This is a genomic window from Stappia sediminis (assembly GCF_009826895.1).
GTDB classification, from domain to species: domain Bacteria; phylum Pseudomonadota; class Alphaproteobacteria; order Rhizobiales; family Stappiaceae; genus Hongsoonwoonella; species Hongsoonwoonella sediminis.
This window is the reverse complement of record NZ_WUMV01000009.1, coordinates 79,351-105,599: the sequence shown is the minus strand read 5'-3', so window position 1 is coordinate 105,599 and position 26,249 is coordinate 79,351. Positions and strand designations below refer to the sequence as shown.

The window sequence follows — 26,249 nt, the reverse complement described above, 5'->3', positions numbered from 1 at the left end:
TCACTCAACTCCCTGATCGGGTTCATCGGCAAGGCGCCAGTGTCCCGATTTGCCGCCCATTTTCTCCACGAGCCGGATTTCGCCGATCGTCATGCCACGGTCGACCGCTTTCGCCATGTCGTAGATCGTGAGACACGCGAGCGAACAGGCGGTCAACGCCTCCATCTCCACGCCGGTTTGGCCGGAGACCTTTGTTGTCGCAGTGACGACGAGGCCCGGAAGCGTGTCGTCAGGATCGATCTCTATCGAAACTTTGGACAAGGGCAGGGGATGGCAGAGCGGGATGAGCTCATGCGTGCGCTTTGCCGCCATGATCCCGGCGACGCGGGCAACTCCCAGAACATCGCCCTTCTTTGCGTTGCCGGAAAGGATCATACGTAACGTTTGCGCCTTCATGCGGATTTCGCCGCGGGCGACTGCCGTTCGGGATGTCGTGTCCTTTTCAGACACATCGACCATGCTGGCGGCGCCGGTCTTGTCGATATGGGTAAGTTCCGGTTTTTCCTCGGCCATTGCGGGTCAATTCGCCGTTTCACAGGTGCGGACGAGAAGCGTGCGCGTTGCCGCCTCGACGTCTGCCTGCCGCATCAGGCTTTCGCCGATAAGGAACGTTTCGATACCGACAGCCGCCATTCGCGCAAGATCGCTCGGCGTGAAGAGGCCCGATTCTCCCACGACAATCCGCTCTTTTGGCACCTTCGGCGCCAGCCGTTCGCTCGTTTCCAGGTTCGTTTCGAAGGTCTTCAGGTTGCGGTTGTTGATGCCGATGAGGCGCGATTTTAGGTTGAGGGCCCGCTCAAGTTCGGCCTCGTCGTGGACTTCTACGAGAACGTCCATATCGAGGCCGGTTGCCACGTCTTCAAGCTCGGCCGCGACCGCATCGTCAACCGCCGCCATGATGATCAGGATGCAATCCGCACCCCAGGCCCGCGCTTCGAAGACCTGGTAAGGATCGAACAGGAAGTCCTTCCTGAGGGCGGGAAGGGATACGGAAGCTCGCGCTTTTGTCAGAAAGTCCGGCTTACCCTGAAACGAAGGCGTGTCCGTCAGGATCGAGAGACAGGCGGCACCGCCTGCTTCATAGGCCCTGGCAAGCGCGGGCGGGTCAAAATCCTCCCGAATCAGGCCTTTGGATGGGCTCGCCTTCTTGATTTCGGCAATCAGCGCGTATTCACCTGAAGCGTGTTTGGCTTCGAGAGCGCGAATGAACCCGCGCGTCGGCTCGGCCTCTTCCGCGCGATTGCGGATCTCTTCTAATGGAAATACGGCCTTGGCGGAAGCAATCTCTTCGCGCTTGTAGGCTTCGATTTTTTTCAGAATATCGGCCATCTGCCTCAACCGTTCGATATGGCGACCAGACGCTTCAGGCTTTGGCGCGCCGCGCCGGAGTCAATCGATTTTCTGGAAAGCTCCACACCTTCGGCAAGATCCGCCGCCTTCCCGGCGACGACCAATGTTGCGCCCGCATTCATCAGCACGACGTCACGATAGGGCGACTGGTTGCCGTCAAGAACATCGAGCAGGGCACGCGCATTCTCCGGACCTTCACCGCCCTTGAGTGCGGCAGGTTCCACAACCGGAAGCCCGACTTCCTCCGGCGAAATCGCGAATTGGGTGATCTCGCCGTCCTTGAGGGCGGCGACCGTCGTCGGGCCAATGGTGCTTATCTCGTCAAGGCCGCCGGCACCATGCACCACCCACGCGGCTTCCGTGCCCAGATTTCTCAAGACTTCGGCAATCGGCAAGACCCACTCTTCAGCGAAGACGCCGACCATCTGCCGTTTCACGCCGGCCGGATTGGTCAGCGGTCCGAGGAGGTTGAAGATCGTTCGCGTACCAAGTTCCGCGCGCGCCGGCCCGACATGCTTCATTGCCGAATGATGGTTCGGCGCGAACATGAATCCGAGGCCCGCCTCACGGATGCAGGCGGATATGGTTTCCGGCGGAATGTTCACGTCAACGCCAAGCGCCATCAGAACGTCGGCCGCGCCCGATTTTGAGGAGAGTGAACGGTTGCCGTGCTTGGCGACAGGTACGCCGGCACCTGCCACGACAAAGGCCGAACAGGTGGAAATATTGTAGGTGCCAGAGGCGTCGCCGCCGGTCCCCACAACGTCGACAGCGCCTGCCGGGGCTTCCACCGGCAAGGCCTTGGCGCGCATGGTGGCGACAGCGCCCGCAATCTCGTCGACGGTTTCGCCGCGTACCCGCAGCGCCATCAGGAAGCCGCCGATTTGCGCTGGCGTTGCCTCGCCCGACATTATGATATCGAAAGCCCTTTCGGCTTCCTCGCGCGTTAGCGCGGCGCCTCCCGCCACGCGTCCTATCAACGCCTTGAGATTGGTCACGATCGCCCCCCTTCCGTTCCAGCGGTTCGTCCTGTTTTACTGGTCGGGCGAACGTCAGCCATCGGTGTTGCCCAGGCCGAGGATTCGTGACAGGGCCGCCTGGTCGATACTGACCCCGATACGGCTTTCCATTGTGCCAACGTATTGCGCAACGATGGAATCCTGCAGGCCCTGCGCCAGGCGTTGGCCGAGTTGAGCAACGTCACCGGCTTCGGCGAAAAATGCGGGCGCTGAAATTTCGTCTACGACAAGCAACAGACGATGCCCGTCCTTGCCCTCGGTGCTGGCGATCGTGCCCTTTGGTCCGGAAAAAGCGGCCGTAACTGCCTCCGCTGTCAGATCGCCCGAAGGATTTCCTCGGGTAACCGGTTCGGAAGTCTTTACCTCCACACCAAGACCGGTAGCGACGTCTTCCAGCGCCTTGCCGCCATCGAGTTCATCTTTTGCGGTTTTAGCGATTTCGTCCAGCTTTTCCGCGCGTTCGTCGCTCTTCCAGCGTTCGACGACCCGGTCGCGCACTTCGCCGAGTTCGCGGTCGCGCTCCGGCGTCACCTCATCGACCTCGAACCAGAGGAAGCCACGCCGGCCGACCTGGAGAGGATCGTTTTCCACCCCGACATCGCTCTGGAACACTTCGGAGATGAAATCTCGCACTTCCGGCAGCTTGACCTCGTTTCCGTCCTTGTCCTTGCCCGCGCTGTCGAAGGGGGCGAGCTTCTCAACCTCAAGGCTGAAGCGGCCGGCAACCTCGGCAAGGGTGGCGCCGCCGGCGCGGGCATCCTCAACCTCATCGTGCAGGTCCAGCACTTCGCGCTCCGCCGTTGCTTCGGCAAGTTCCTGACGCAGCGTGTCCTCGACTTCCTCGAGAGGGCGAATACGGGCAGGCTGAACTTCACTCACCTTCACAATCACATTTGAAAGGCGGCCGTCGATTGCGCCTGACGTCTCATCTTCTTTCAGCGCAAAGGCGGCATCGGCGATGGCGGAATCGAACAAGGCGTCCTTGGCGATCAAACCCAGGTCGGCATCTTCCACCGTCAGCGAGCGCTCTTCGAGCAGGTCTTCGAAGGTCGTTCCAGATGCGAGCTTCGCTGCCGCCTCCGCAGCCGCTTCCGCGCTATCGAACGTAATTTGGAGGATGCGCCGCTTCTCGGGTTCGCCGAAGCGGTTTTGCGAACGCTCATAAGCGTCGCGAACCGCGTCCGCCGAAACTTCCTCCGGGCGGGCTATCTTCTCCGGCGTCACTTCAAGAATGCTCACGGTCCGGTATTCCGGCGCGCGGAATTCACCCTTGTTTTCTTCATAGAAGGCTTCGAGCGTTGCCTCGTCCGGATCCGCAATTTCGCCGGCGAGGTCCGGACCAAGGTCAACGTAACGCACCACGCGCGTTTCTGTTGCGTGTCTGTGAATCGCTTCAACGAAAGCTTCGGGCGCGGTGACGCTGCCGGCGAGACCTTCGGCAAGCTGTTGCCTGCGTGCCAGCAGCCGGCGGCTTTCGACGAACTCGTCTTCCGTTATCTGGTTGGCCGCAAGTAGCTGAGCCAGCCGGTTGCGGTCGAATCCGCCCGAGGCGTTCTGGAACGAGGGATCCTTTTGAATGAGCTTCAGAAGTTCTTCGTCCGAGATGCCGAGGTTGAGGTTTTGCGCGACCTCGTTGAGCGCGGCTTCCGCCACGAGCTGCCCGAGGACCTGGCCCGGTACGCCGAACGCGGCTCCCTGCGCCGGAGTGACCGGGCGGCCGAGCTGCCGGCCAAGCGCATCGAGCCTGCGGCGGTAGGCGTTTTCGAATTCGACCGCGGTGACTTTCTGGCCGCCGACGGTGGCGATGTTGCCGCCTCCGACGGTCAAAAGGTTGCCCGATATCCCCCATATGGCGAAACTCAGGACGAGCAGGCCGATCAAGAGCTTCGCAAGCCATGATTTCGCGCTGTTGCGCAGTGTATCGAGCATTTCCGAATTCCGTTCCTGGACAGTCTGGGCAGGCCCGCCGGCAAAGTTGTCGGCAGGCTGGAAAGTGGGCGGATAATAGTGAGGCGGCCTTGACGGGGCAAGGCGCGCTGGAAGGGAAATCTCATTGGCTGCCGTAACGCGTTTTCCAGCGGCTGAAGCTTGATCCGTTTCGCGATTCTGATAGCACTTTGCCGCAAGACAATCGGGAAACGGGATAAAGGCGCATGTCGGGCACCATCAGGCCGCTGGTCGCGGGGAACTGGAAGATGAACGGGCTTGCCGGGAGCCTTGGCGAACTGGACGCGGTAAAGGCCGGCCTGTCCGGCGATGGCTTGAATGCGGACATCATGATCTGTCCGCCCGCCACTCTTGTCGCCGCCGCCGCGAAAGCCGCGAACGCAAGCATCGCGATCGGAGGGCAGGATTGCCACTTTGCGGAAAAGGGCGCTCACACCGGCGATATTTCAGCTGAAATGCTGGCCGACGCCGGCGCAAGTGCTGTGATCGTCGGCCATTCCGAGCGCCGCGCCGACCACGGCGAAAGCGATGAAATCGTTATGAAAAAGGCGCAGGCCGCGTGGCGTGCGGGCCTTGTCGCAATCATCTGCATCGGCGAGACCGAAGCGGAGCGTAAAAGCGGGGCAACGCTCGACGTCGTGGCGGTGCAGCTTGCCGGCTCGGTTCCTGAGGGGGCGAGAGCCGAAAACACGGTAATCGCCTATGAGCCGGTCTGGGCGATCGGGACCGGCCTGACACCTACCGCCGGCGATGTGGCCGAGGTTCACGCCTTCATCAGGCAGAAACTTTCCGAGCGCTTCAGCGAGGAGGGCGCGGCCATGCGCATTCTCTACGGCGGTTCGGTCAAGCCCGCCAATGCCCAAGAGCTCATGGGTGTGGAAAACGTAAACGGTGCGCTTGTGGGCGGAGCCAGCCTGAAGGCGGCGGATTTTCTGGGCATCGTCGCCGCCTACCGTTGAAGATTGCCCGACGTGTGATCATTTATTCGTGGCAAGGGTGGAAAGCCCCGGAGCATTCGTGTAGAAGGCGCCTCAATTCCACGGACAAGAATGGCCTGCGATGGAAACCGTAATCATCGTCATACATTTGATGGTCGTGCTCGCGCTCGTTCTCGTGGTCCTGCTGCAGCGCTCCGAAGGTGGCGCTCTGGGGATCGGCGGCGGCGGTGGCGGCGGCCTCATGTCGAGCCGCGGCAGCGCGAACGTGCTCACCCGCGCGACCGCGGTGCTCGCACTGCTCTTCTTCATCACGTCGTTGGCGCTCGCTATTCTTGCGCGCAATGACGATCGTCCTTCGTCGATCCTCGATGCCGCTCCGAATGGAGCAACCGCTCCGGCAGGCGATACTTCGGGCAGCGGCCAGGGGATTCTGGATCAGCTCAAGGGGCAGAGCCAGCCACAGCAGGCTCCGGCGCCGAGCGGTCCGCAGGTGCCCGCCGCACAGTAGGCGGCGGGGATCCTTCTAAGTTCGATCAGGGCGCCCTGCGCGCGTTTCGCGGGGCGCTTTTCTGTGTGTTACGTAAATTTCGGGCGGTTAATTCCGTCGCGAAGCGATATGGTAATGGTCCATGGCGCGATACATCTTCATCACCGGCGGCGTGGTTTCCTCTCTTGGAAAGGGTTTGGCCTCTGCGGCACTGGGCGCATTGCTCCAGGCACGCGGCTACAAGGTCAGACTGCGCAAGCTCGACCCTTATCTGAACGTCGATCCGGGCACCATGAGCCCGTATCAGCATGGTGAGTGCTTCGTAACCGACGACGGGGCGGAAACCGACCTCGACCTCGGCCATTACGAACGTTTCACCGGCCGTCCGGCGAACCGGATGGACAACATTACGACAGGCAGGATTTATCAGGACATCATCGCCAAAGAGCGGCGCGGGGACTATCTCGGCGGCACCGTGCAGGTGATTCCCCACGTGACCGACGAGATCAAGAACTTCGTGCTGGACGGCAACGAAGACTACGATTTCGTGCTCGTTGAAATAGGCGGCACGGTCGGCGATATCGAGGGATTGCCGTTCTTCGAGGCGATTCGACAGCTTGGTAACGAACTGCCGCGTGGACACGCAGTCTTTATTCATCTGACGCTAATGCCCTTCATCCCGAGTGCGGGAGAGCTGAAGACCAAGCCGACGCAGCATTCCGTTAAGGAGCTTCGCTCCATCGGCATCCAGCCCGATATCCTGATGGTGCGCTGCGACCGCAAGATCCCGGAAAACGAGCGGCGCAAGCTTTCGCTCTTCTGTAATGTCAGGGAAGGAGCGGTCATTCCGGCCTATGATGTCGCGTCGATCTACGATGTGCCAATGGCCTATCACGAAGAGGGGCTGGACGATGAAGTGCTGGCTGCCTTCGGTTTGACCGGTGCACCGGCGCCGAATCTCGACCGCTGGAGCGAGATTTCCCGCACCATCAAAAATCCGGAAGGCGATGTGACGATCGCCATCGTCGGCAAGTACACGGTGCTGAAGGATGCCTACAAGTCGTTGATCGAGGCGCTTGTCCATGGCGGCATCGCCAACCATGTGCGCGTCAATCTCGAGTGGATCGAATCGGAAATCTTCGAGAAGGAAGATCCCTCGCCCTGGCTTGAGAACGTCAACGGCATCCTGGTTCCAGGCGGCTTCGGAGAGCGCGGCTCGGAGGGAAAGATCGCGGCGGCGGGCTTCGCGCGTACGCATAAGATTCCTTATTTCGGAATTTGCTTCGGCATGCAGATGGCCGTGATCGAGGCGGCTCGCAACCTAGCTGGCATCGATGATGCCAATTCGACCGAGTTCGGCCCGACCGGCGAGCCCGTTGTTGGCCTCATGACGGAATGGACGCGGGGCAACCAGCTTGAAATCCGCAACGCTGAGGGCGACCTCGGCGGTACCATGCGTCTTGGTGCCTATCCCGCACGTTTCGAGGAAGGGTCGAAAATCGCATCCATCTATGGCTCCACCGAGATTTCCGAACGCCACCGCCACCGTTACGAGGTGAATATCGGCTACCGGGAGAGGCTGGAGAAGGCGGGACTTCGCTTTGCCGGTACGTCACCTGACGGCGTACTGCCGGAAACGGTAGAGATCGACGATCATCCGTGGTTCATCGGCGTGCAGTATCATCCTGAACTGAAATCGCGACCTTTCGAGCCGCACCCGCTTTTCGCCTCCTTCATTTCGGCTGCCGTCGATCAAAGCCGATTGGTTTGAGGGGATAAGCGATGGGAATCCTTGCCCGCGGTCTGGATCATGTCGTCTGGGCGGTGCGTGATATCGATGCAGCCTCACGGTTTCTGGAAGGCATTGGCTTTACACTGACACCGCTGGCGCGCCATCCGTGGGGAACGGTGAACCGGCTGATCCAACTGAACGGATTCTTCATCGAGCTTTTGTCGGTCGGCGATGAAGCACTCATTCCCGATGCGGGTAATGGGGCGTTTTCCTTCGGCGCGTTCAACCGCGATTTCCTGAAGCAGCGCGAGGGCGGCTCGATGCTTGTGATGGAAAGCCGCGATCCGGATGATGACAGGCAAGCCTTTGAAAAGGCGGGACTTCCGACGTTCAAGCCGTTTTCGTTCGAACGTATCGCGAAAAGCCCGGATGGCAGCGAACGCAAGGTCGCTTTCGATCTCACGTTCACGCGGGACGAGCATGCGCCGGATATAGGTTTCTTTACGTGCCACCATCGATTTCCGGAGAATTTCTGGCAAGAAAGGTTCCAAAAGCATCCGAATTCGGTGAATGAAATATCCGCAGCGGTCATTGCCGTTGCCGAACCGGCGGATCACCACATCTTCTATTCCGCTTTCACCGGCGTTCGCGAAACCCGCACGACGAGCCTCGGCATCGAGATTGCCACGCCGCGCGGAGACGTCGACCTGTTCACGCCCGCCGGCTACCGGGCTCTGTATGGTGATGCCAACACCAGCAGTGCCGTTTTATCCCCGTCGATTGCTGCCATTCGAATGAAGGCGACGGATCGTGGCACCCTGGAAGCATGCCTGCGGGGTGCGGGCGTCAATCACTATCGCTCACAGGGCGGCCTGGTCATTCCTGCCGAAGGTTGCTTCGGCCTCTCTCTGATTTTCGACTGATCCGCCAAAGAACACACAAAACCCTCAGAGGCAGAGATCCGTCCGCAAGGCCCATGAGGCTGCTTGCGCAGTTTTGCCTAAGGCATGACGAATAGTGAATTTTTAGGTTTGTGTTCCGCTGCTTCCCGAATAATCTGACGTCGCGTAATTATCTGCTTCGCACGTCGGAAAGGGAAGGGCGCGAAAAGAGATGCCTGAAAACTCATTTCTCAATTCCGGAGCCTTGCGTTTCCTGCCGTTGATGATTGCCGCTGCGATCCTGGCGGGGTGCCAAGGCGAGCAGCAGGCGGAAAGCACGCCGGAAGCCCCGTCTGTACAGGTCGCGGCGGCCCGGGAGCAGGAAGTGCGCCGCTCCGCCCAGTTCGTCGGACAGATACAGGCTGTCGATGACGCAGAACTGGTGGCTCGGGTTTCGGGGTTTCTGGAGACGAAGGACGTAAAGGACGGCGCCGTCGTCAAGAAAGACCAGTTGCTCTTCACGATCGAGAAGGCGCCTTATAAAGCCGCTCTCCTGTCCGCCAAGGCGGAAGTTGCCAAGGCTGAAGCGGATGCCGCGCTAAAGGTTGCTGATCTGGAGAGGGATGAGGACCTCTACCAGAAGGGCCATGTCTCGAAGGCCAAATACGAGGCGACACTGGCTTCCAAGGAGCAGGCGGATGCTGCTGTGGAAGCGGCGCAAGCAGCGCAAACGCAGGCTGAGCTCAACCTTGGTTACACTGACATAAAAGCGCCCTTCGACGGGCGCATCGGCAAGGTGGTCTATAGCGTCGGCGATGTGGTGGGGCCGACCGCGGAACCGGTCACCCGATTGATAAGCCAAGCGCCTGTCTATGTCGGTTTTTCCGTCAGCGAGCGGGATTTGCTGAACGCCCTCAAGAATGCCGGCACGGATCCAAACGATCCCAACGCAAAAGACGAATTGCCGAACCTGAAATTGTTGCTGCCGAATGGCGACACCTTCGATGAAAGCGGACGTATCGTCTTCATCGACAATGTCGTCGACCCCAACACGGGCACGATCTCGATCCGTGGTGAATTCGAGAACAAGAGCAAGACTCTTGTCCCCGGAACCTTCGTGACGGTCACCATTGAAGCGCCGGCCACGGTGGAAGCCATCGTCATTCCGCAAGCAGCGATCCAGCGCGACCAGAAAGGCCCCTTCGTGCTTGCGATCAACGACCAGGAAATGGTCGAGCAGCGTTACGTGGACCTCGGCGAGCAGGTCGAAGGCGACTTTGTGGTGAAGGACGGCCTGCAGGAAGGCACCCGCGTTATCGTGCAAGGCCTGCAGAAGGTGAGGCCCGGCGTGCCGGTAAACGCTGTATTGAGCGATCAGCCGGCGGGGTAAGGCGCGATGTTGTCCTCATTCTTCATCTACCGGCCGAAATTCGCGCTGGTGATTTCGCTCGTTATTACCATTGCCGGCATTCTTGGTTATATCGCGCTTCCCGTCGCCCAGTTTCCGGAAATCACGCCGCCTGTGGTGAACGTCAGCGCGACCTACACTGGCGCCAACTCCGAAGTTCTGGAAGAAACGGTCGCAGCCCCGATCGAAGCGCAAGTCAACGGCGTGGACAACATGATCTACATGTCGTCCAACAGCACCAACTCAGGCAACTATTCCCTCAATGTGACCTTCAACGTCGGCACCGATCCCGATATCGCCACCGTCAACGTGCAGAACAGGGTGAGCCAGGCGACAAGCCAACTGCCGAGCGAAGTGACGAAGAACGGTGTGACCGTGCAAAAAGCAAGCACGAACATGCTGCTCGTCATCACGCTTTATTCGCCGAATGGAACATACGACGAAGTTTTTCTATCGAACTACGCTTCGATCAACCTGAAGGATTCGCTTGCCCGTGTAACCGGCGTCGGCAAGGCCGAGGTGCTGACGGATTTCGCCTATGGCATGCGCATCTGGCTCGACCCGAACCGTTTGGCGAGCCTTGGCATGACGCCTTCGGATTTCATAACGGCCATTCAGGACCAGAACATCCAGGTGGCGGCCGGTGAGATCGGCGCGCCGCCGGTTCCCGAAGGCCAGCAGTTCCAATACACGATCAAGGCTAAAGGGCGCCTCGATTCGGTGGAAGAATTCGAGAATATCGTCCTGCGGACCGGCAGCGATGGCGCGATCGTGCGCATCGGCGATGTCGCAAGGGTCGATCTCGGTTCCCAGATCTACGCCGCGAGCGGCAAATACGACGGCCAGTCTTCCACGGTTCTCGCGATCTACCAGGCGCCTGGCGCCAATGCGCTTGCGGTTGCGGAAGGTGTTCTGAGCCGCCTTGAGGACCTGTCGAAGTCCTTCCCCGACGACATCGAGTATTCCGTGCCGTTCAACACGACGGATTTCGTGGAACAATCGCTCAACGATGTGATCTCCACGCTGATGCTGACATTCATGCTCGTGGTTTCCGTCGTCTTCATTTTCCTTGGAAACTGGCGGGCAACGATCATTCCCGTCGTGGCGATCCCGGTTTCGCTGATCGGTACGTTCGCCGTGCTGCTGGCGTTCGGAATGTCGCTCAACACGATCAGCCTGTTCGCGCTAGTGCTTGCTATCGGCATCGTCGTGGATGACGCCATCGTCGTCGTGGAAAACGTGGAGCGCATCATGGCGGAGGAGGGGCTCGCCGCCAAGGAAGCGACCGCGAAGGCCATGGTCCAGATCACCGGTCCCGTCGTCGCGACGACGCTGGTGCTTCTGGCCGTCTTCGTCCCGACGATCTTCATGCCGGGCATTACCGGAAGGCTCTATTCGCAATTCGCCGTCACCATCTCCGTTTCCGTGGTTATTTCCTCGATCAACGCGCTCACGCTTTCGCCGGCGCTTTGCGGCCTCGTGCTGAAACAGCGCGCGCAGGCAAAAGGAATCTTCGCGGTCTTCGACCGGGGGATAGACCGTGTCCGAAATGGTTACACCGGCATTGTCAGCCGTCTCGTCAAGCGGTCATTCGTCGGGCTTGTCGCCGTTGCGGTCATCATCGGCGGTATCGTGCTTTTGAGCGGACGCCTTCCGTCGGGTTTCCTGCCGCTAGAGGATCAAGGCTACCTGATGGTCGATGTACAGCTTCCCGACGGTTCCGCCTTAGGACGCACCGAAGCGGTAACGCAGGATATCGAGGCACGGCTCGAGAAGGTCGAAGGGATCGCCCATGTCGTGACGGTGAACGGCTACAGCATCCTGAACAGTGGCCTTTTGCCCAACGGCGCGATGATTATCGTGACGCTGACGCCCTGGGACGCACGGCAGGAACCCTCGCTGAAGGTGGATTCCATCCTGGCGCGGCTCTGGCAGGAATTCTCCACCATCGCCAGCGCTAATATCATCGCGTTCAATGCGCCGCCGATCCCCGGCCTTGGAACGACGGGCGGCGTGGAGATGAAGCTGCAGCAAACGGGCGGCGGTACACCGCAGGATCTCGCGTCCGCCGCGGGTTCTCTGGTTTATTCGGCCAACCAGTCTCCCGGGATCGGGCAGGCCTACTCGACCTTCCGCTCGAACGTCCCCCAGGTCTTCGTGGACCTCGACCGCGAGAAGGCGAAGACCCTTGGAGTAAATGTTTCCGACGTGTTTCTGACGTTGCAGGCCTATCTCGGTTCCTATTACGTAAACGATTTCAATCTCTTCGGGCGTGTCTACAAGGTCATGATCCAGGCGGAGGGTGCTTTCAGAAACCGCGTGGAGGACATCTCGCAGCTTTATGTGCGCTCAGGCACGGGCGAAATGGTTCCGCTGCGCACTCTCGTTACGGTGGAGAACGTTCTGGGCCCGCAAATGATCAACCGCTACAACATGTTCCGCGCGGCATCCGTGAACGCGGAGCCCAAGCCCGGCGCTTCGACCGGCACCGTGATCAACAGCATGGAAAGCGCGGCGACCGAGGCCCTTCCGCCGGGCTATGCATATGAATGGACGGGCACGGCGCTGCAGCAGAAGGGGGCCGGGGCCATCGTCGTCTTCGTCCTGATGCTGTCGATCCTCTTCGCCTATCTCTTCCTGGTTGCTCAGTATGAAAGCTGGTCGATGCCGGTGGCGATCCTGATGTCCGTCACGGTGGCGCTCTTCGGCGCGTTCCTTGCCGTGCTCGCCACGGGCGGCGACGTCAACCTCTATACGCAGATCGGCATGGTGATGCTTGTCGGTCTTGGCGCGAAGAATGCGATCCTGATCGTCGAATTCGCCATGGAGCAGCGCAGCGAAGGAAAATCCATCGTGGCGGCGGCGGCTGAGGCCGCGCATCTGCGCTTTCGGGCGGTGATGATGACGGCCCTTTCGTTCCTGCTCGGCGTCGTTCCGCTTATGACGGCGTCGAGCGCTGGCGCGGCCAGCCAGAAAGCCATCGGCTTTGCCGTTTTCGGGGGCATGTTCATGGCCACTACGATCGGTGTGATCCTGATACCGGTACTTTACGTCGTCATGCAGATCCTCCGTGAGCGCGTAAAAGGGCAATACAAGGGCGCGGATACGCCCGCCGATCAGGTGGAGGCGAAGCCCGGGGAGAGTGAAACGGCCGAAGCGCCGGCGAGCTGAATAACATCCCTGAGGAAGAAGCCGCTATTCACGCCCGACTCCCTCATGGGTTATCAAGTCCATGGGCGCTGACATTCTTCGGATTTTTGGAATTCTACGTCTATTTCGACGGCCAAATGCGAAAAAGGTTATTTGTGCTACGGTGGCGCGTGCATAAGTATTATGATATTGTAATCATTAATATATTTGGACGCTATCATAATAATATTCAGATATGAATTTACGTAACGCCAAGATATGTTTGATGAAAAAGATGTAGTTGCATTGGTGCAGTGCGTATTGCATGCGGACCGCAAGTAAGATCAACATCATACAAATTGCGATGCGGTGAAATCCGGGGGGATACGCAGAGCGATTGCAAGCGCCGGACAATGGCGCGCCGGCAGGGAGGAAACAGGGACATGATTCCTGGTGTTTTCGAATATCACCGACCGTCGACCATAACTGAGGCAGCCGGATTGTTGACCCGGTTCGGCGACGATGCGCGCGTGCTGGCGGGAGGGCACAGCCTGATCCCCATGATGAAGCTGCGAGTGGCGAATCCCGAGCATCTGATCGACCTTCAGGATGTGGGCGAGCTCAAGGGCGTTTCCATTACGAGCGATGAAATTTCCATCGGCGCGATGGTGACCCAGCATGAACTGATCCAAAATGACGCGCTCGCCTCGGCAGTGCCTATCATTCGCGAGGCCGCGCTGCAGATTGCCGATCCGCAAGTTCGTTACGTCGGCACTATCGGCGGCAATGTCGCCAATGGCGACCCGGGCAACGACATGCCGGGGCTCATGCAATGTCTTGACGCATCCTATGAGGTCGCCGGCGATAAGGGTACAAGGCGCATCGCGGCGCGCGAGTTCTATGAAGGCGCGTTTTTCACCGCCCTTGCCGACGACGAGATTCTGACCAGAATCGTCATCGCCAAGCCTCAGGCTGGAAGCGGATACGCTTACGAAAAACAGAAGCGCAAGATAGGAGATTACGCCACTGCCGCTGCCGCGGTCATTGTTGGTCCGGGCATTGGTTCCATAGCCATGACGAACCTTGGCGATACGCCGATATGGTCTGCCGGCGCCAACGACGCGCTGGCAAAAGGTGACGTGGATGGTGCGGTCAACGCGGTGATGGCCGCTATTTCACCTGCATCGGACAATCGCGGACCGGCGGAATTCAAGAAACACCTCGCGGGCGTCATTCTCCGCCGCGCGATCGAGCGCGCGCAAGGCCGCGCCAACTGAGCGGGAGGGGCAGATGTCGAAGATGCATGTCAAGATGACGGTGAATGGAAAGGAAGTGGAAGCGCTGGCCGAGCCGCGCATGCTGCTGATCCATTTCCTGCGCGAGGAACTGAATATCACAGGGCCGCATATCGGTTGCGAAACCACGCATTGCGGAGCCTGTACGGTGGACCTCGACGGCAAGTCGGTGAAGGCTTGCACGGTGTTCGTCGCCCAGGCGAACGGAGCGAATGTCACCACGGTCGAGGGACTGGTGAATGACGACGGCTCCTTGAGCGTTCTCCAGGAGATGTTTCGCGAGCACCATGGCCTCCAGTGCGGTTTCTGCACGCCGGGGATGATCACCCGCGCGCACCGTCTGCTTCAGGAAAACCCGAACCCGAGCGAGGAGGAGGTTCGCTTCGGCATGTCGGGCAACCTGTGCCGATGCACGGGTTATCAGAATATCGTCAAGGCGATCCTGGCCGCAGCGGCCGAACTGAACGCGGCAAGGGAGGCTGCGCAATGACCGAGGCAGCGCAAACCAGAGAAGAACGCGCAACCGCGCTCAAAGGTCTCGGCACCGCGCGAAAGCGCGTCGAGGACGTCCGCTTCACGCAGGGCAAGGGCAATTATGTCGACGATATCAAGCTGGACGGCATGCTGTTCGGCGATTTCGTCCGCTCGCCTTACGCGCATGCGAAAGTGCTTTCGATAAATACGGAGGCGGCAACCGCGCTTCCAGGCGTTGTCGCCGTGCTCACCGCCGCCGATCTGGAACCGCTCGGCCTGCATTGGATGCCGACACTTGCGGGTGACAAGCAGATGGTGCTTGCCGACGGCAAGGTCCTTTTCCAGGGACAGGAAGTGGCCTTCGTCATCGCCGAAGATCGCTATATCGCTGCGGATGCGGTGGAACTGGTCGAGGTCGAATACGAAGAACAACCCGTCATCGTCGACCCCTTCAAGGCGCTTGAACCAGATGCGCCCGTGTTGCGGGAAGACATTCGCGACCAGTTGGAGGGCGCTCACGGCCCTCGCAAGCATAACAACCACATCTTCACCTGGGAGCAGGGCGACAAGGCGGCGACGGAGGCGGTGCTTGCCGGTGCCGATGTCGTGGCCGAGGAGATGGTCTACTATCATCGCACGCATCCTTGCCCGCTCGAGACATGCGGCTGCGTTGCCTCCATGGACAAGGTGAACGGCAAGCTCACGCTTTACGGCACCTTCCAGGCACCCCATGCGGTGCGAACCGTCGCCTCGCTCATTTCAGGCATCGCCGAGCACAATATTCGCGTGATCTCGCCCGATATCGGCGGCGGCTTCGGCAACAAGGTCGGCGTCTATCCGGGTTATATCTGTTCCGTCGTCGCCTCCATCGTGACCGGCAAGCCGGTGAAATGGGTGGAAGACCGGATCGAGAACCTGACGTCGACGGCCTTTGCCCGCGATTACTGGATGAAGGGCAAGATCGCCGCGACCAAAGACGGCAAGATCACCGGGCTTTGGTGTCATACGACCGCCGACCACGGCGCATTCGACGCCTGCGCGGACCCGACGAAGTTTCCCGCCGGCTTCATGAACATCTGCACCGGATCCTACGATATCCCGACGGCCTATCTTTCCGTCGACGGCGTCTACACCAACAAGGCGCCGGGCGGGGTTGCCTACCGCTGTTCGTTCCGGGTGACGGAGGCGGCCTATTTCATCGAGCGGATGATCGAGGTGCTTGCAATCAAGCTCGGCATGGATGCCGCCGAACTGCGGCGGATCAACTTCATCCGCGCCGACCAGTTCCCGTACCAGTCGGCGCTCGGCTGGGAATACGATTCCGGCAACTATCACGCCGCCTGGGAAAAGGCGATGAAGGCCGTCGATTACGAGGGCCTGCGGGCCGAACAGGCAAAGCGCCTTGAGGATTTCAAGGCAGGCAAAACCCGCAAGCTGATGGGGATCGGCCTGACGCATTTTACCGAGATCGTCGGTGCCGGCCCGGTAAAGAACTGCGACATCCTGGGACTAGGCATGTTCGACAGTTGCGAGATTCGCATTCACCCGACGGGATCGGCAATCGCGCGGCTCGGTACGATCAGCCAGGGGCAGGGGCATGCGACCACCTTCGCTCAGATCCTTGCATCGGAGATCGGCATACCGGCCGATGACATCACGGTCGAGGAAGGCGACACGGATACGGCTCCGTATGGTCTTGGCACCTACGGATCGCGCTCCACGCCGGTGGCCGGTGCGGCAACCGCAATGGCGGGGCGGAAGATCCGCGCCAAGGCGCAGATGATCGCCGCCTACCTGCTTGAAGTTCACGACGACGACGTCGAGTTCGACGTGGATCGTTTCGTGGTCAAGGGCGCGCCGGAGCGCTTCAAGACCATGAAGGAGATCGCCTTCGCTTCCTACAACCAGGCGATACCGGGCGTGGAACCCGGCCTTGAAGCGGTGAGCTATTACGATCCGCCGAACATGACCTACCCGTTTGGAGCCTATGTCTGTGTCGTCGATGTGGATGTCGATACCGGCGTTACCGACATCCGCCAGTTCTATGCGCTGGATGATTGCGGCACGCGGATCAACCCGATGATCATCGAAGGACAGGTCCACGGCGGATTGACCGAAGCCCTCGCCATCGCGATGGGCCAGGAAATGGCCTACGACGAGATAGGCAACGTCAAGACGGCGACGCTGATGGACTTCTTCTGGCCGTCGCCCTTCGAGACGCCCAACTACCAGACCGACTGGACCACCACGCCATCGCCGCATCACCCGATTGGCGCGAAGGGCGTCGGCGAAAGCCCGAACGTGGGCGGCGTTCCCTGTTTCTCCAACGCCGTGCACGACGCCTTCCGCCCGTTCGGACTGACGCAGACGAATATGCCGCACGACCATTGGCGGGTCTGGAAGGTCGCCCATGACCTTGGCCTTCACGGCTGAGAACCAGCGGCTGCACGCCCGCGTTTTGCGGGCGTGCGCCGCCTGAAAGGTTGCCTGGAATGAACCATAGGGAACTGCAATCACAACTTGCCGAGGCAGGCTATGTCGCGGATGAAAGCCTTGCCATGGCGCTCTATCTGGCGCTGTCTCTTGGGCGGCCGCTTCTTCTGGAGGGGCCGGCAGGCGTCGGCAAGACGGAAATCGCCAAGGCTTTGGCGGACGTGCGCGGCGCGCGGATGATCAGGCTGCAATGCTACGAAGGGCTCGATGCTTCGGCGGCGATCTACGAATGGAACTACCAGCGCCAGTTGCTGGCGATCCGCGCGGCCGGAGAGAATGAAGCGGCCGATGCCGTCGAAGAACGGCTTTTTTCGGAAAAATACCTGCTTCGGCGCCCGCTCCTTGAGGCGATTTCACAAGATGAGCCTCCCGTTCTGCTGATCGACGAGATCGACCGTGCGGATGAGGAATTCGAAGCCTATTTGCTCGAAATTCTGTCCGATTTTCAGGTTTCCGTTCCGGAGCTCGGCACGATTCAAGCCAAATCACGCCCGATGGTCATCCTGACGGCGAATGGAGCGCGCGACCTTTCCGACGCGCTGCGCCGGCGCTGCCTCTACGCCTATATCTCCTATCCCGACCGGGAGACGGAACTGGCGATCCTGGCCCGGCGCGGGCCGGAACTGGAACCGCGCCTTGCCGCGCAGATCGTCGGTGTCGTTCAGGCGCTGAGGCGTGAGGAATTGGAGAAGAAACCGGGTGTCGCGGAAATGCTCGACTGGGCGGCGGCGATCTCGGGGCTCGGCATAAACGATCTCAATGACGATCCGGCCGCGGTACAGGCAAGCATCGTCTGCCTGCTCAAGACGGCGGCGGACCGGGACGCCGTGCCGGGCGAAGTGCTCCAGCGACTGATAGGCAAGGCGGCATGAGCGCGATTACCCGCTTTCCCGAGCGCGCAGCCGGTGTCGCGGAGCGGGTTTCCGGCTTCATTGCGCACCTTCGCATGAACGGCATGAAGGCGGGACCGGGCGAAACGGCGGATGCGCTTGCCGCACTTACGCGCATCGATGTGCTTGATCCGGATCAGGCGCGAATGGCGTTCAAGACGCTGATTGCGGCCGGTGCGGAGGATTGGCGCAAGTTCGACGACCTGTTCGACGCCTACTGGTTCAATGCGGGCCGGCAGCGCCGGGACGCACGGCAATCGGCTCATATCCGGACACAGTCGCGCCGCCCGACGATCTGGCAGCCGCATTTCGGCGAAGAGGCGAATGGAAATACGCCCGCCGAACCCGAGGCCAGCTCGACCGGATTGGGCGACGAAGCGACGGAAGGCACGGAAGGCCGCCTTCTTGCCACGCGCACCGATGCGCTGACCCGCCGCGATCTGCGCGAACTGGTTGATGAGGACACGCTCCGCCGGGCTGAGATCATCGCGCATGATCTTGCCCGCGCGATTCGAGACAGGCGCTCCCGCCGTCGCAAGGCCGCGCGCAGAGGCAAGGCTCCGGACTTGCGGCGCATCATCCGCAAGAGCCTCGCGCGAGGCGGAGACCCGGTCGATCTCACGTTCAAGCGCCGGCCCGACCGCCCGATGCGGATCGTGGCGCTTGCCGATGTTTCGGGCTCGATGTCGGTTTATGCGCGCGTATTCCTGTCGTTCGTGAAGGGGCTTGTGGGCGCTGACGGGGCAACCGAAGCCTATCTTTTCCATACGCGATTGATGAGGGTAACGCCGGCGCTGCGTGACCGGGATGCGCTGCGTTCGGCAGCGCGCCTTTCCCTCATGGCGGAAGGTTTCGGCGGGGGAACGGACATTGCCGGCTCGCTGGGCGCCTTTGCCGACGCCTATGCCGCAAGGGCGCTTAACAAGCGGACGGTCGTGATCATTCTTTCCGATGGGTACTGCACTTCCCAGCCTCGGCAACTGGCGGCCGCCCTTGCGCGCATTCGCAGGAAGGCGGGGCGGATCGTCTGGCTCAATCCGCTCAAGGGCTGGCGAAATTACGCGCCGGTCGCAGCCGGAATGAGCGCGGCACTTCCCTATCTCGATGCGCATCTGCCTGCAAATACCCTTGAGGCGCTGGCGGCCCTTGAGGATGAATTCGCAAAGCTTTGAAAGTCGGCAACATGACGAATTTCGATATCTTCGACACGATCGAACGCCTCCGTTCAGTGGGAAAGCCGTTCTGCATCGCCACCGTCCTGCGCGCCGCCGGAGTGACGGCCGCCAAGGCCGGCTGCAAGGCGGCGATCACGGATACGGGTGAGATCATCGGCCATCTTGGTGGAGGATGCGTGCAAGGTGCTGCCCGCAAGGCGGCCGCGGAGGCCCTGGCATCGGGAGAGCCTGGCATCATCCGGGTCAAGCCGTCGGAGACTGTCGTATCGCTGGAGGATGATGACGGGGTAAGGCTTTACAAGAGCGGCTGTCCGTCGGGCGGCACCGTCGATATCCTGCTCGAACCATACCGCAGGCCGCCAATGGTGGTGATCTTCGGGAAAACGCCGATCGCCCGGGCGGTAGCGCGCCATGCCGCATTGCTCGGTTACGACATCGCAGGCAGCGGCGATCTCGATGAGCATGGCGGAACGTTCCGGCCAATTGAAAATGCCGATCTATCGGGGCTCGGGCTATCGGCGAGCGACTTCGTCGTCGTCGCGACCCAGGGCGAAGGCGATCTCGCGGCCCTGCGCTCCGCGATTGAATCTCCGGCAGAGTATGTGGCCATGGTCGCCAGCAGGCGCAAAGCGGAATTTCTGAAGCAGAAACTGGCGGATAGCGGAATTGCGCCCGATCGTCTCGCCCGCCTGGTTTCTCCTGCCGGGCTCGATCTTGGCGGGGTGGACCCGGGAGAGATCGCCATTTCGATTCTTGCCGAGATCGTTCGACGCCGTAACGCTGGAAAGGCCGAAAACGGATTGATCTCGGCTGAAAGTTGAATATTTGCACGCCCTGTTTTCAAAGGACGATTGAGTGCGCCCCGGAAGCGGCATTCGCCTCCGGGGAGAGTGCCATGTATCCGCTTGTTTCGAAGTTTAAATGCTATTTCTTCGGCTTGTAGGTGACGGAAGATGCCTTGCGGAGCGCGGCCACCCCGTCATCCCCGCTCATTAACACCGTTGTTTTGCTGGATTTCATGGCGCCGCCGGCCCCGACGGCCATGCCGATCGCGGCGATGCTGACATTGTCCGGAACATCCATGATCAGGACGATGTCGAATTCGCCAAATGAGAGCCATCCGCCGACAAGCCTGCCGCCAACGGATTCGCAAACCGCCCTTCCAACAGTTTCGACCCGGTTTTGGGGATCGGCGAGCTGCGCGGCCCAGGATTCGGAGGTGTAAGCGCCCTGATACAGGTAAAGAGCCATGGTTTATCCTCCCTTAGCGCATATCCTGTCGAACAAGAATTGGAAATAGCGACCAGGGTATGCGCAGGATTTTGATGCTGGAGCGAAATCCGGTTACGAAAGCGATCAGGCTTCTACGGAAAACGCTCTGGTTGCACTCAAGTCGGATACAATGGACTACCTTCGCAGCTTACCACACAGGGCGATTTTATTTTCCGATAATTGCCAGAAATAAGTAAAAGACCTTAAGTAATTGCACGGCCACAAAGCATCTCTTATTTTAAATTAACCAACCTGCAGCCCAAGCCAGAATTTTGATTTGCAAGCTATTAGGGTCTGGACCCATAAAATTGACGGAAATGGTATGAGCCGATTTGGTTGGATACGAGGAGCAAGAGCGCAGGAAACCAGGCCGGTTTTCAAGATCTTGCGACAAAGTAGCCGGCCAAATCGGCCATATCTTCGAGACACCGAAACGGCTTCGATCTGCCGCGTCGAAGGGCTTGACCGGGTGCCCGACCCGCTCCGCGCCCTTCTCCGTGCACTTCTTTGCCGTTTCAGGTGCCATTTGCATCAATTTTATGGGTCCAGACCCTAGCCTATTCAAAAACGCAAGCACCGTATGGTTATTCCGGGCGCGGAAAAGGAAAACCGGTTGGGAAAATGCGGGTATGAAGAGAGTGCTTGCCAAGGGCAGGATGAGCGGGGCACGCAGTTCGGCAACAGAAAGTCGGTCACGCAGACACGGTATTACCGCTGACACATAGTGCTCCGATGCCTCACGCGCGCACTGGGGCATAGCCCGACCGCGGCGTCCATTGCTTGCAGTTCGTTAAATGGGGTCGGTCACGGTATGCAAGTCAATGAGCGCCGTATCCATCAAGTCTTCAGATTCAGTGTCATTCTCAAAGGATTGCACGCGCTGACCGAGATCGTTGGCGGATTTGTGTTCTATCTGGTCTCGGCACCGGAGATACTTCATTGGGTAAATTTTCTGACCCAGGAGGAGCTGACCGAAGATCCCAGGGATTTTGTTGCCACGCACTTGGTGAATGCGGCACAGCAACTGACCGGGGCCAGCGAGTCCTTTTATGCCTTCTACCTGATCAGCCATGGTTTGATCAAAATCTTCCTGGTGGTCGGGTTGTTGCGTGAGAAACTCGTCGCCTATCCCCTGTCGCTGGTCGCCCTCGGCGCGTTCATCGTCTATCAGCTCTACCGCTACAGCTATACCCGCTCTTTCGGGCTGATCCTGCTGACTGTCTTCGATCTCATCGTTATCGTTCTCGTCTGGCATGAATGGCGGCTTTTGCGGAAGCATCTTCCAGTCGATTAAACGGTTCGGTCTGCAGCTTTCGACCATTCAGCGCATGGCAAGGAATTCCGTCTTGAGCAAATCCTTGTCGCGAAATCGGATTTGGATTTCGCGGGATATGCTGAGGTCGAAAAACGCAGGTGCCGGGGGCCAGCCAGGCATGTGGGAAAGGCAAGGCTGCTGGGGGAAACCGGAATGGCGGATATAGCCAGCCGAGGGTAGGGCAGTTGGGCGCAGCCCGAATGGTTGAATGACCGTTCGGTGGCCTCAAGAAAGGTACCCGCCGCACGGGTTTTCCCGTTACCCGAAAGTCCAACTGTTCGTTATGTTTGGGGGAACTATGGTGAGCCCGCAGGGGCTCGAACCCTGGACCTACTGATTAAAAGTCAGTTGCTCTACCAACTGAGCTACAGGCTCTCACCAAGCTCCGGAACGGTGTCCGTCGATGGAGCGAAGACATAGCGACTCGTTCGGGCGAGGGCAAGTCCCGGATGAGCGAAAGACGTGGTTATCGAGCCGGAACTCGCGTTTGCCCTGCTGATCGCCATGATCCGAGTGAAATTTCGGAAAATTGATCCGGTCGTCATGTGATCCGTACAGAAGAAAAGGCTAGATGCGGTCTAATGATCTCGCGGGGCTGAAATTGGCATGAGTGAAGACAACGTGACGAGCGTCGGCGCAAGCAGCGTCGAGATGGAATTCGTCAAGGGACACATCGCGGCGACGATGGTGCTCATCCAGGGGCTTTGGGAGCAAAATCTCCTCGATAAGGAAGCGCTGGAACGGTATTTCACCGGCTATCTCGATAACCTGCCGAGCGACCGGACCACCCTGCCGCTGCGGCTGATCATCGATCAATGGCGGGAGGATCTTCGCAAGGGCATGTCGGCCGGCGAACTGAAAAGCCGGGTTCTTTCTGTGATCGAATCAGATGAGCCGCGTTAGGGGATGGACCCTAAGGCTGACGAGGCCCGCAAGCATAACGGACTTTTGATGCATTGCACGAGATAGTCCGTAGCCGATCGGCAAAGGCGATTTCTTACCTATTTGTTTGTTGCCCATGCCCGGTTCGCCCGACAAGATAAGGCGTTCGAACCGGTTAATACAAAATACAGTGAGCGGGAGGGAGCATGCGGCCGATAGTAAAAGCCGTCGCGGCATTTTGTTTCGCAGCAGCTTCCGTCCAGACACCGCAGGCTCAGGCGGTCGACCAACGGCATTTCGTTTCCATCGGCACCGGGGGCGTGACCGGCGTCTATTATCCTGCCGGGCTGGCGATCTGTCAGCTCGTCGACAATTCCCGTGACAGCCATGGTTTCCGCTGCCTTGCCGAACCCTCGGGCGGGTCGATAGACAATATCCGGGCGATCGAAGACGGTTCCCGCGAATTCGGCATCGTCCAGTCCGATGTGCAGGCGAACGCCTATCAGGGCAAGGGGCAATGGAGCGAAGGAGCGTTCGAGGACCTCCGGGCCGTCTTCTCGCTCCACGCCGAGCCGGTGACCATGCTGGCGCGCGCGGACGCCGGCATATCCAGGTTGGAGGATATTGCCGGAAAGCGCGTCAACATCGGCAACCCCGGCTCGGGTCAGTATGGCACCTGGGAGGTGATGGAAGCCGAAGGTCTCGTGGATCGCAAGTCGCTGGGCAAAGCCGTTCAGCTCAAGTCGGCAGATGTCGGACAGGCGCTTTGCGAAGGAAAGATCGACAGTTATTTCTGGCTTGTGGGCCATCCGTCCGCGCTCACGCAGGAGACGATTTCCTCCTGCGAGGCGATACTTGTCGCGGTGAACGGAAAGGGTGTCGACAATCTCCTCGAAAAATATCCCTACTACAGAAGGGCCGTCATTCCGGCGGGCATGTACAATAACGACGAAGACGTTGAAACTTTCGGCGTCGGTGCGACGTTCGTGACGTCGAGGGACGTTTCGGACGATACCGTGTATGAGGTCGTCAAGGCTGTGTTCGAGGATTTCGAGACGTTCAAAAGCCGTCATCCAGCCCTTGCCCAGCTCAGCGTCGACGAGATGATACGGGACTCGCTAACGGCCCCCCTTCATTCGGGAGCGAGGCGCTATTATGTGGAACGCGGCTGGCTGGACGACGAGTGACGCCGGCGAACGCCGTCTGGCAAGCCGGGTTCATGATACTCACTCGCGGCTCGCAGAAGGTTGAGAAGACTGCGGTTTCCCTCCTGCCTATAGTCTGCGGCAAATAACCGGCGGACCTTGGCCGCTCCCAAGCGACACTTCGGCGCGTTGCGGATCATGCGGGATGGCCTTAGGAACGCGGAAATTCAGTCGAACCGTTGCCTGGAGCATCCTGCCCTCGAACGATTGCGGATGGTGCCCAGGCACTGTGAAAGCCATAAAGGGGATCGCGGTTACATGTTGAGTGAAGTTACGGTGTTCGGTGCGTTCGTGGCCGGCATCATTTCGTTCGTGTCGCCCTGTGTCCTGCCGCTTGTTCCGCCATACCTGGGTTTTCTGGCGGGCGTCAGCCTGGACGAACTGACGGGCGAGGGCGAGGAAAAGGCGGATTCGCGGCGCGTCTTTCTTACGGCGCTTCTTTTCGTGCTCGGTTTTTCGACCGTTTTCGTCTCGCTTGGCGCCAGCGCTTCGCTGGTCGGTCAGTTCGTCACGCAGCACGTACAGACGCTTGCCTATTTCGCTGGCGCCATCATCATTGTCATGGGCCTGCATTTTCTCGGTGTCTTCAAGATAGGGCTTTTCTATCGCGAAGCCCGCTTCCAGGTGGAGAAGAAGCCTGCCGGCCTGGTCGGCGCCTATGTCATCGGTCTTGCCTTCGCCTTCGGATGGACGCCGTGCGTCGGGCCGATCCTCGCGGCAATCCTTTTCATTGCCGGGTCGGAGGATACCGTGCTGCGCGGTGCCTATCTTCTCGGTGCCTACTCTCTCGGCCTTGGGGTGCCGTTCCTTGCAGCGGCACTTTTCGCAGGCCCCTTCATGAAGTTCATGGGGCGCTTCAAGCGGCACATGATGACCGTCGAACGGGCGATGGGCGTGCTCCTCATCGTCACGGGCGTCGCCTTCATGACGGGGCAGATGGCCGCGCTTTCCTATTGGCTGCTCGAGGCGTTTCCCCAGTTCTCCGCGGTTGGATGAGCGGGAACGATCCATGACGGATGGAGAGGCGGGCCGGGCAGCGGCCCGCCTTTTTTAATTTGCTCACCTGGAGGCGGAAGAGGGCAGGACCATACTAGGGTCAGGACCTATTAAATTGACGGAAATGGCACCTGAAACGGCAAAGAGATGCTAGGCGAAGGGCGCGGGGCGGGTTGACTACCCGGCCAAGCGCTTCGACAAGGCAGGTCGAAGCCGTTTCGGTGTCTGTACAGATATGGCCGATTTGGCCGGCTACTTTGTCGAAAAGCCTTGAAAACCAGACGGTTTCCTGCGTTTTTGCTCCTCGTATCCAACCAAATTGGCTCATACCATTTTCCTCAATTTAATAGGTCCTGACCCTAATTCGCCTGAACAAGGCCTTGGGCGCAGTGGCCAGCACAAGGCCGGCCATGATGAGCACGAAACCCGTCAGATGGTAGAAATGAAGCTCCTCACCGAGGAATAAGACCGCCATCATCACGCCGTAAGGCGGAAGCAGATACATGAAGACGCCCGTGGTGGCGGGGCCAAGCACTTTGACGCCGTATTGGAAGCACGAAAACGCCAGCACGGAAGAAATAAGCGCTATACCCGCGATCGAGGACCATGCGGGCAAGCTCACTGGAAAGCGTCGCGTCTCCGCGATTTCCCAAATCGTGAAAGGCAGCAGCGTAACCGCCCCGGCAAACGCAAGCACAGCGAACAGGGACAGGGTCGGCACGCCCATGAATTCCGGACGCTTGAGCAGGACCGAATAGACCGCCCAACTCAGCGCGGCAAAGGCGAAGACGATGTCTCCGGCATTCAGGTCAAGGCCCAAAAGCACAGACAAAGAGCCCTTGACCACAATCGTTACAACGCCGGCGATCGCAAGCACGATGCCGATGATTTCGCGCGGAACGATCCGCCGGCCGCGGAAGATCCATTCCAGCAGGAGGATCAGCACCGGTGAGGATGTATAGATCAACGTTCCATTCGTGGCGCTGGTATAGCGCAGCGCGAAGTATACGCCGGCACCGCAGATCCACATGCCGAGAAAGCCCATGATCGCGATCATGTCCCAATGCTGCCGAAAGAGGCGCGAATGCTGCTTGATGCCCCTTGTCGCGAACGGCAACAGCATGAGAAAGGCAAGTGTCCACCGCAGGAAAGCAAGCGTCCAGGGTTCCACCGCATTCACCGCGGCCCGCCCGATAATGAGATTTGAAGAGAAAAACAGCGGCATGACCGTGAGCAGCGCGAATGCCCGCGATCTTTCATCAATCAGAAAACGCATGGAACTTTAGCTCGAACAGAGGTAACGGTCGGCCCCGGGATCGGGCCCGCTCAGCATATACCCCGCTGCAAACGAAATTGCACGT

22 protein-coding genes and 1 tRNA gene are annotated in these 26,249 nt (G+C 59.7%); 16 read left to right on the top strand and 7 right to left on the bottom strand.

The window, feature by feature from the left end; translation table 11 throughout:
- The 4 genes from moaC to GR183_RS18945 are packed head-to-tail and all read right to left on the bottom strand — an operon-like array spanning window position 1 to window position 4,298.
- Window positions 1-513 carry a cyclic pyranopterin monophosphate synthase MoaC gene (gene moaC, locus GR183_RS18960; protein WP_160777249.1) on the bottom strand — a complete coding sequence of 171 codons (513 nt, stop codon included), beginning with the start codon at window positions 511-513 and terminating at the stop codon, window positions 1-3.
- Between the two features lie 6 nt (window positions 514-519).
- The gene (gene trpC, locus GR183_RS18955) at window positions 520-1,329 is read right to left on the bottom strand and encodes an indole-3-glycerol phosphate synthase TrpC (protein ID WP_160777248.1); all 810 of its coding nucleotides are present in this window, start codon (window positions 1,327-1,329) and stop codon (window positions 520-522) included.
- Between the two features lie 5 nt (window positions 1,330-1,334).
- Window positions 1,335-2,348: an anthranilate phosphoribosyltransferase gene (trpD, locus tag GR183_RS18950; RefSeq protein WP_160777247.1), complete on the bottom strand. Its 1,014-nt coding sequence runs from the start codon at window positions 2,346-2,348 to the stop codon at window positions 1,335-1,337.
- Between the two features lie 54 nt (window positions 2,349-2,402).
- Entirely contained in the window at window positions 2,403-4,298 is a 1,896-nt protein-coding gene (locus GR183_RS18945; RefSeq protein ID WP_160777246.1) for a peptidylprolyl isomerase, read from the bottom strand.
- A gap of 224 nt (window positions 4,299-4,522) precedes the next feature.
- Here GR183_RS18945 and tpiA point away from each other — a divergent pair, with 224 nt between their 5' ends.
- The 12 genes from tpiA to GR183_RS18885 all read left to right on the top strand — a co-directional run bounded on the left by tpiA (window position 4,523) and on the right by GR183_RS18885 (window position 20,039).
- A complete protein-coding gene (gene tpiA, locus GR183_RS18940) occupies window positions 4,523-5,275 on the top strand; it encodes a triose-phosphate isomerase (RefSeq protein ID WP_160777245.1) in 753 nt (250 codons plus the stop codon).
- 100 nt (window positions 5,276-5,375) lie between these two features.
- Window positions 5,376-5,762 carry a preprotein translocase subunit SecG gene (gene secG, locus GR183_RS18935; protein ID WP_160777244.1) on the top strand — a complete coding sequence of 129 codons (387 nt, stop codon included), beginning with the start codon at window positions 5,376-5,378 and terminating at the stop codon, window positions 5,760-5,762.
- Window positions 5,763-5,883: 121 nt separating this feature from the next.
- Entirely contained in the window at window positions 5,884-7,512 is a 1,629-nt protein-coding gene (pyrG, locus tag GR183_RS18930) for a CTP synthase (RefSeq protein WP_160777243.1), read from the top strand.
- Window positions 7,513-7,523: 11 nt separating this feature from the next.
- Window positions 7,524-8,396, top strand: a complete 873-nt coding sequence (locus GR183_RS18925) for a VOC family protein (RefSeq protein WP_160777242.1) — start codon at window positions 7,524-7,526, stop codon at window positions 8,394-8,396.
- 190 nt (window positions 8,397-8,586) lie between these two features.
- Window positions 8,587-9,744 (top strand): efflux RND transporter periplasmic adaptor subunit, encoded by a 1,158-nt coding sequence (locus GR183_RS18920; RefSeq protein WP_160777241.1) that lies wholly within the window; start codon window positions 8,587-8,589, stop codon window positions 9,742-9,744.
- 6 nt (window positions 9,745-9,750) lie between these two features.
- Window positions 9,751-12,933, top strand: a complete 3,183-nt coding sequence (locus GR183_RS18915; RefSeq protein WP_160777240.1) for an efflux RND transporter permease subunit — start codon at window positions 9,751-9,753, stop codon at window positions 12,931-12,933.
- A 401-nt stretch (window positions 12,934-13,334) separates the two neighbouring features.
- Window positions 13,335-14,168, top strand: a complete 834-nt coding sequence (locus GR183_RS18910; protein WP_160777239.1) for an FAD binding domain-containing protein — start codon at window positions 13,335-13,337, stop codon at window positions 14,166-14,168.
- Window positions 14,169-14,181: 13 nt separating this feature from the next.
- Complete coding sequence (locus GR183_RS18905; RefSeq protein WP_160777238.1) at window positions 14,182-14,676, top strand: (2Fe-2S)-binding protein; 495 nt, start codon at window positions 14,182-14,184, stop codon at window positions 14,674-14,676.
- Complete coding sequence (locus tag GR183_RS18900; RefSeq protein WP_160777237.1) at window positions 14,673-17,093, top strand: aerobic carbon-monoxide dehydrogenase large subunit; 2,421 nt, start codon at window positions 14,673-14,675, stop codon at window positions 17,091-17,093. Before GR183_RS18905 ends, GR183_RS18900 begins: the two co-directional genes overlap by 4 nt.
- Window positions 17,094-17,152: 59 nt before the next feature.
- Window positions 17,153-18,025, top strand: a complete 873-nt coding sequence (locus GR183_RS18895) for an AAA family ATPase (RefSeq protein WP_160777236.1) — start codon at window positions 17,153-17,155, stop codon at window positions 18,023-18,025.
- Window positions 18,022-19,215 (top strand): vWA domain-containing protein, encoded by a 1,194-nt coding sequence (locus GR183_RS18890; RefSeq protein ID WP_160777235.1) that lies wholly within the window; start codon window positions 18,022-18,024, stop codon window positions 19,213-19,215. Before GR183_RS18895 ends, GR183_RS18890 begins: the two co-directional genes overlap by 4 nt.
- Before the next feature lie 11 nt (window positions 19,216-19,226).
- Entirely contained in the window at window positions 19,227-20,039 is an 813-nt protein-coding gene (locus GR183_RS18885) for an XdhC family protein (protein ID WP_160777234.1), read from the top strand.
- Between the two features lie 103 nt (window positions 20,040-20,142).
- Here GR183_RS18885 and GR183_RS18880 read toward each other — a convergent pair whose 3' ends face one another.
- Window positions 20,143-20,469 (bottom strand): GYD domain-containing protein, encoded by a 327-nt coding sequence (locus tag GR183_RS18880; protein ID WP_160777233.1) that lies wholly within the window; start codon window positions 20,467-20,469, stop codon window positions 20,143-20,145.
- Between the two features lie 832 nt (window positions 20,470-21,301).
- Between GR183_RS18880 and GR183_RS18875 the strand changes: the two genes are divergently transcribed.
- Window positions 21,302-21,784 (top strand): DUF2127 domain-containing protein, encoded by a 483-nt coding sequence (locus GR183_RS18875; protein ID WP_160777232.1) that lies wholly within the window; start codon window positions 21,302-21,304, stop codon window positions 21,782-21,784.
- 320 nt (window positions 21,785-22,104) lie between these two features.
- On the opposite strand, the gene GR183_RS18870 is transcribed toward GR183_RS18875, so the two are convergent.
- Window positions 22,105-22,180 (bottom strand) — tRNA-Lys (locus GR183_RS18870).
- Between the two features lie 231 nt (window positions 22,181-22,411).
- Between GR183_RS18870 and GR183_RS18865 the strand changes: the two genes are divergently transcribed.
- The 3 genes from GR183_RS18865 to GR183_RS18855 all read left to right on the top strand — a co-directional run bounded on the left by GR183_RS18865 (window position 22,412) and on the right by GR183_RS18855 (window position 24,888).
- Window positions 22,412-22,708, top strand: a complete 297-nt coding sequence (locus GR183_RS18865) for a hypothetical protein (protein ID WP_160777231.1) — start codon at window positions 22,412-22,414, stop codon at window positions 22,706-22,708.
- A gap of 185 nt (window positions 22,709-22,893) precedes the next feature.
- Window positions 22,894-23,874, top strand: coding sequence for a TAXI family TRAP transporter solute-binding subunit (locus GR183_RS18860; RefSeq protein ID WP_160777230.1), 981 nt, complete (start codon window positions 22,894-22,896; stop codon window positions 23,872-23,874).
- A 276-nt stretch (window positions 23,875-24,150) separates the two neighbouring features.
- Window positions 24,151-24,888, top strand: coding sequence for a cytochrome c biogenesis CcdA family protein (locus GR183_RS18855; protein WP_160777229.1), 738 nt, complete (start codon window positions 24,151-24,153; stop codon window positions 24,886-24,888).
- Between the two features lie 343 nt (window positions 24,889-25,231).
- On the opposite strand, the gene GR183_RS18850 is transcribed toward GR183_RS18855, so the two are convergent.
- Window positions 25,232-26,164, bottom strand: coding sequence for a DMT family transporter (locus tag GR183_RS18850; RefSeq protein ID WP_208999918.1), 933 nt, complete (start codon window positions 26,162-26,164; stop codon window positions 25,232-25,234).
- Window positions 26,165-26,249 lie beyond the last annotated feature (85 nt).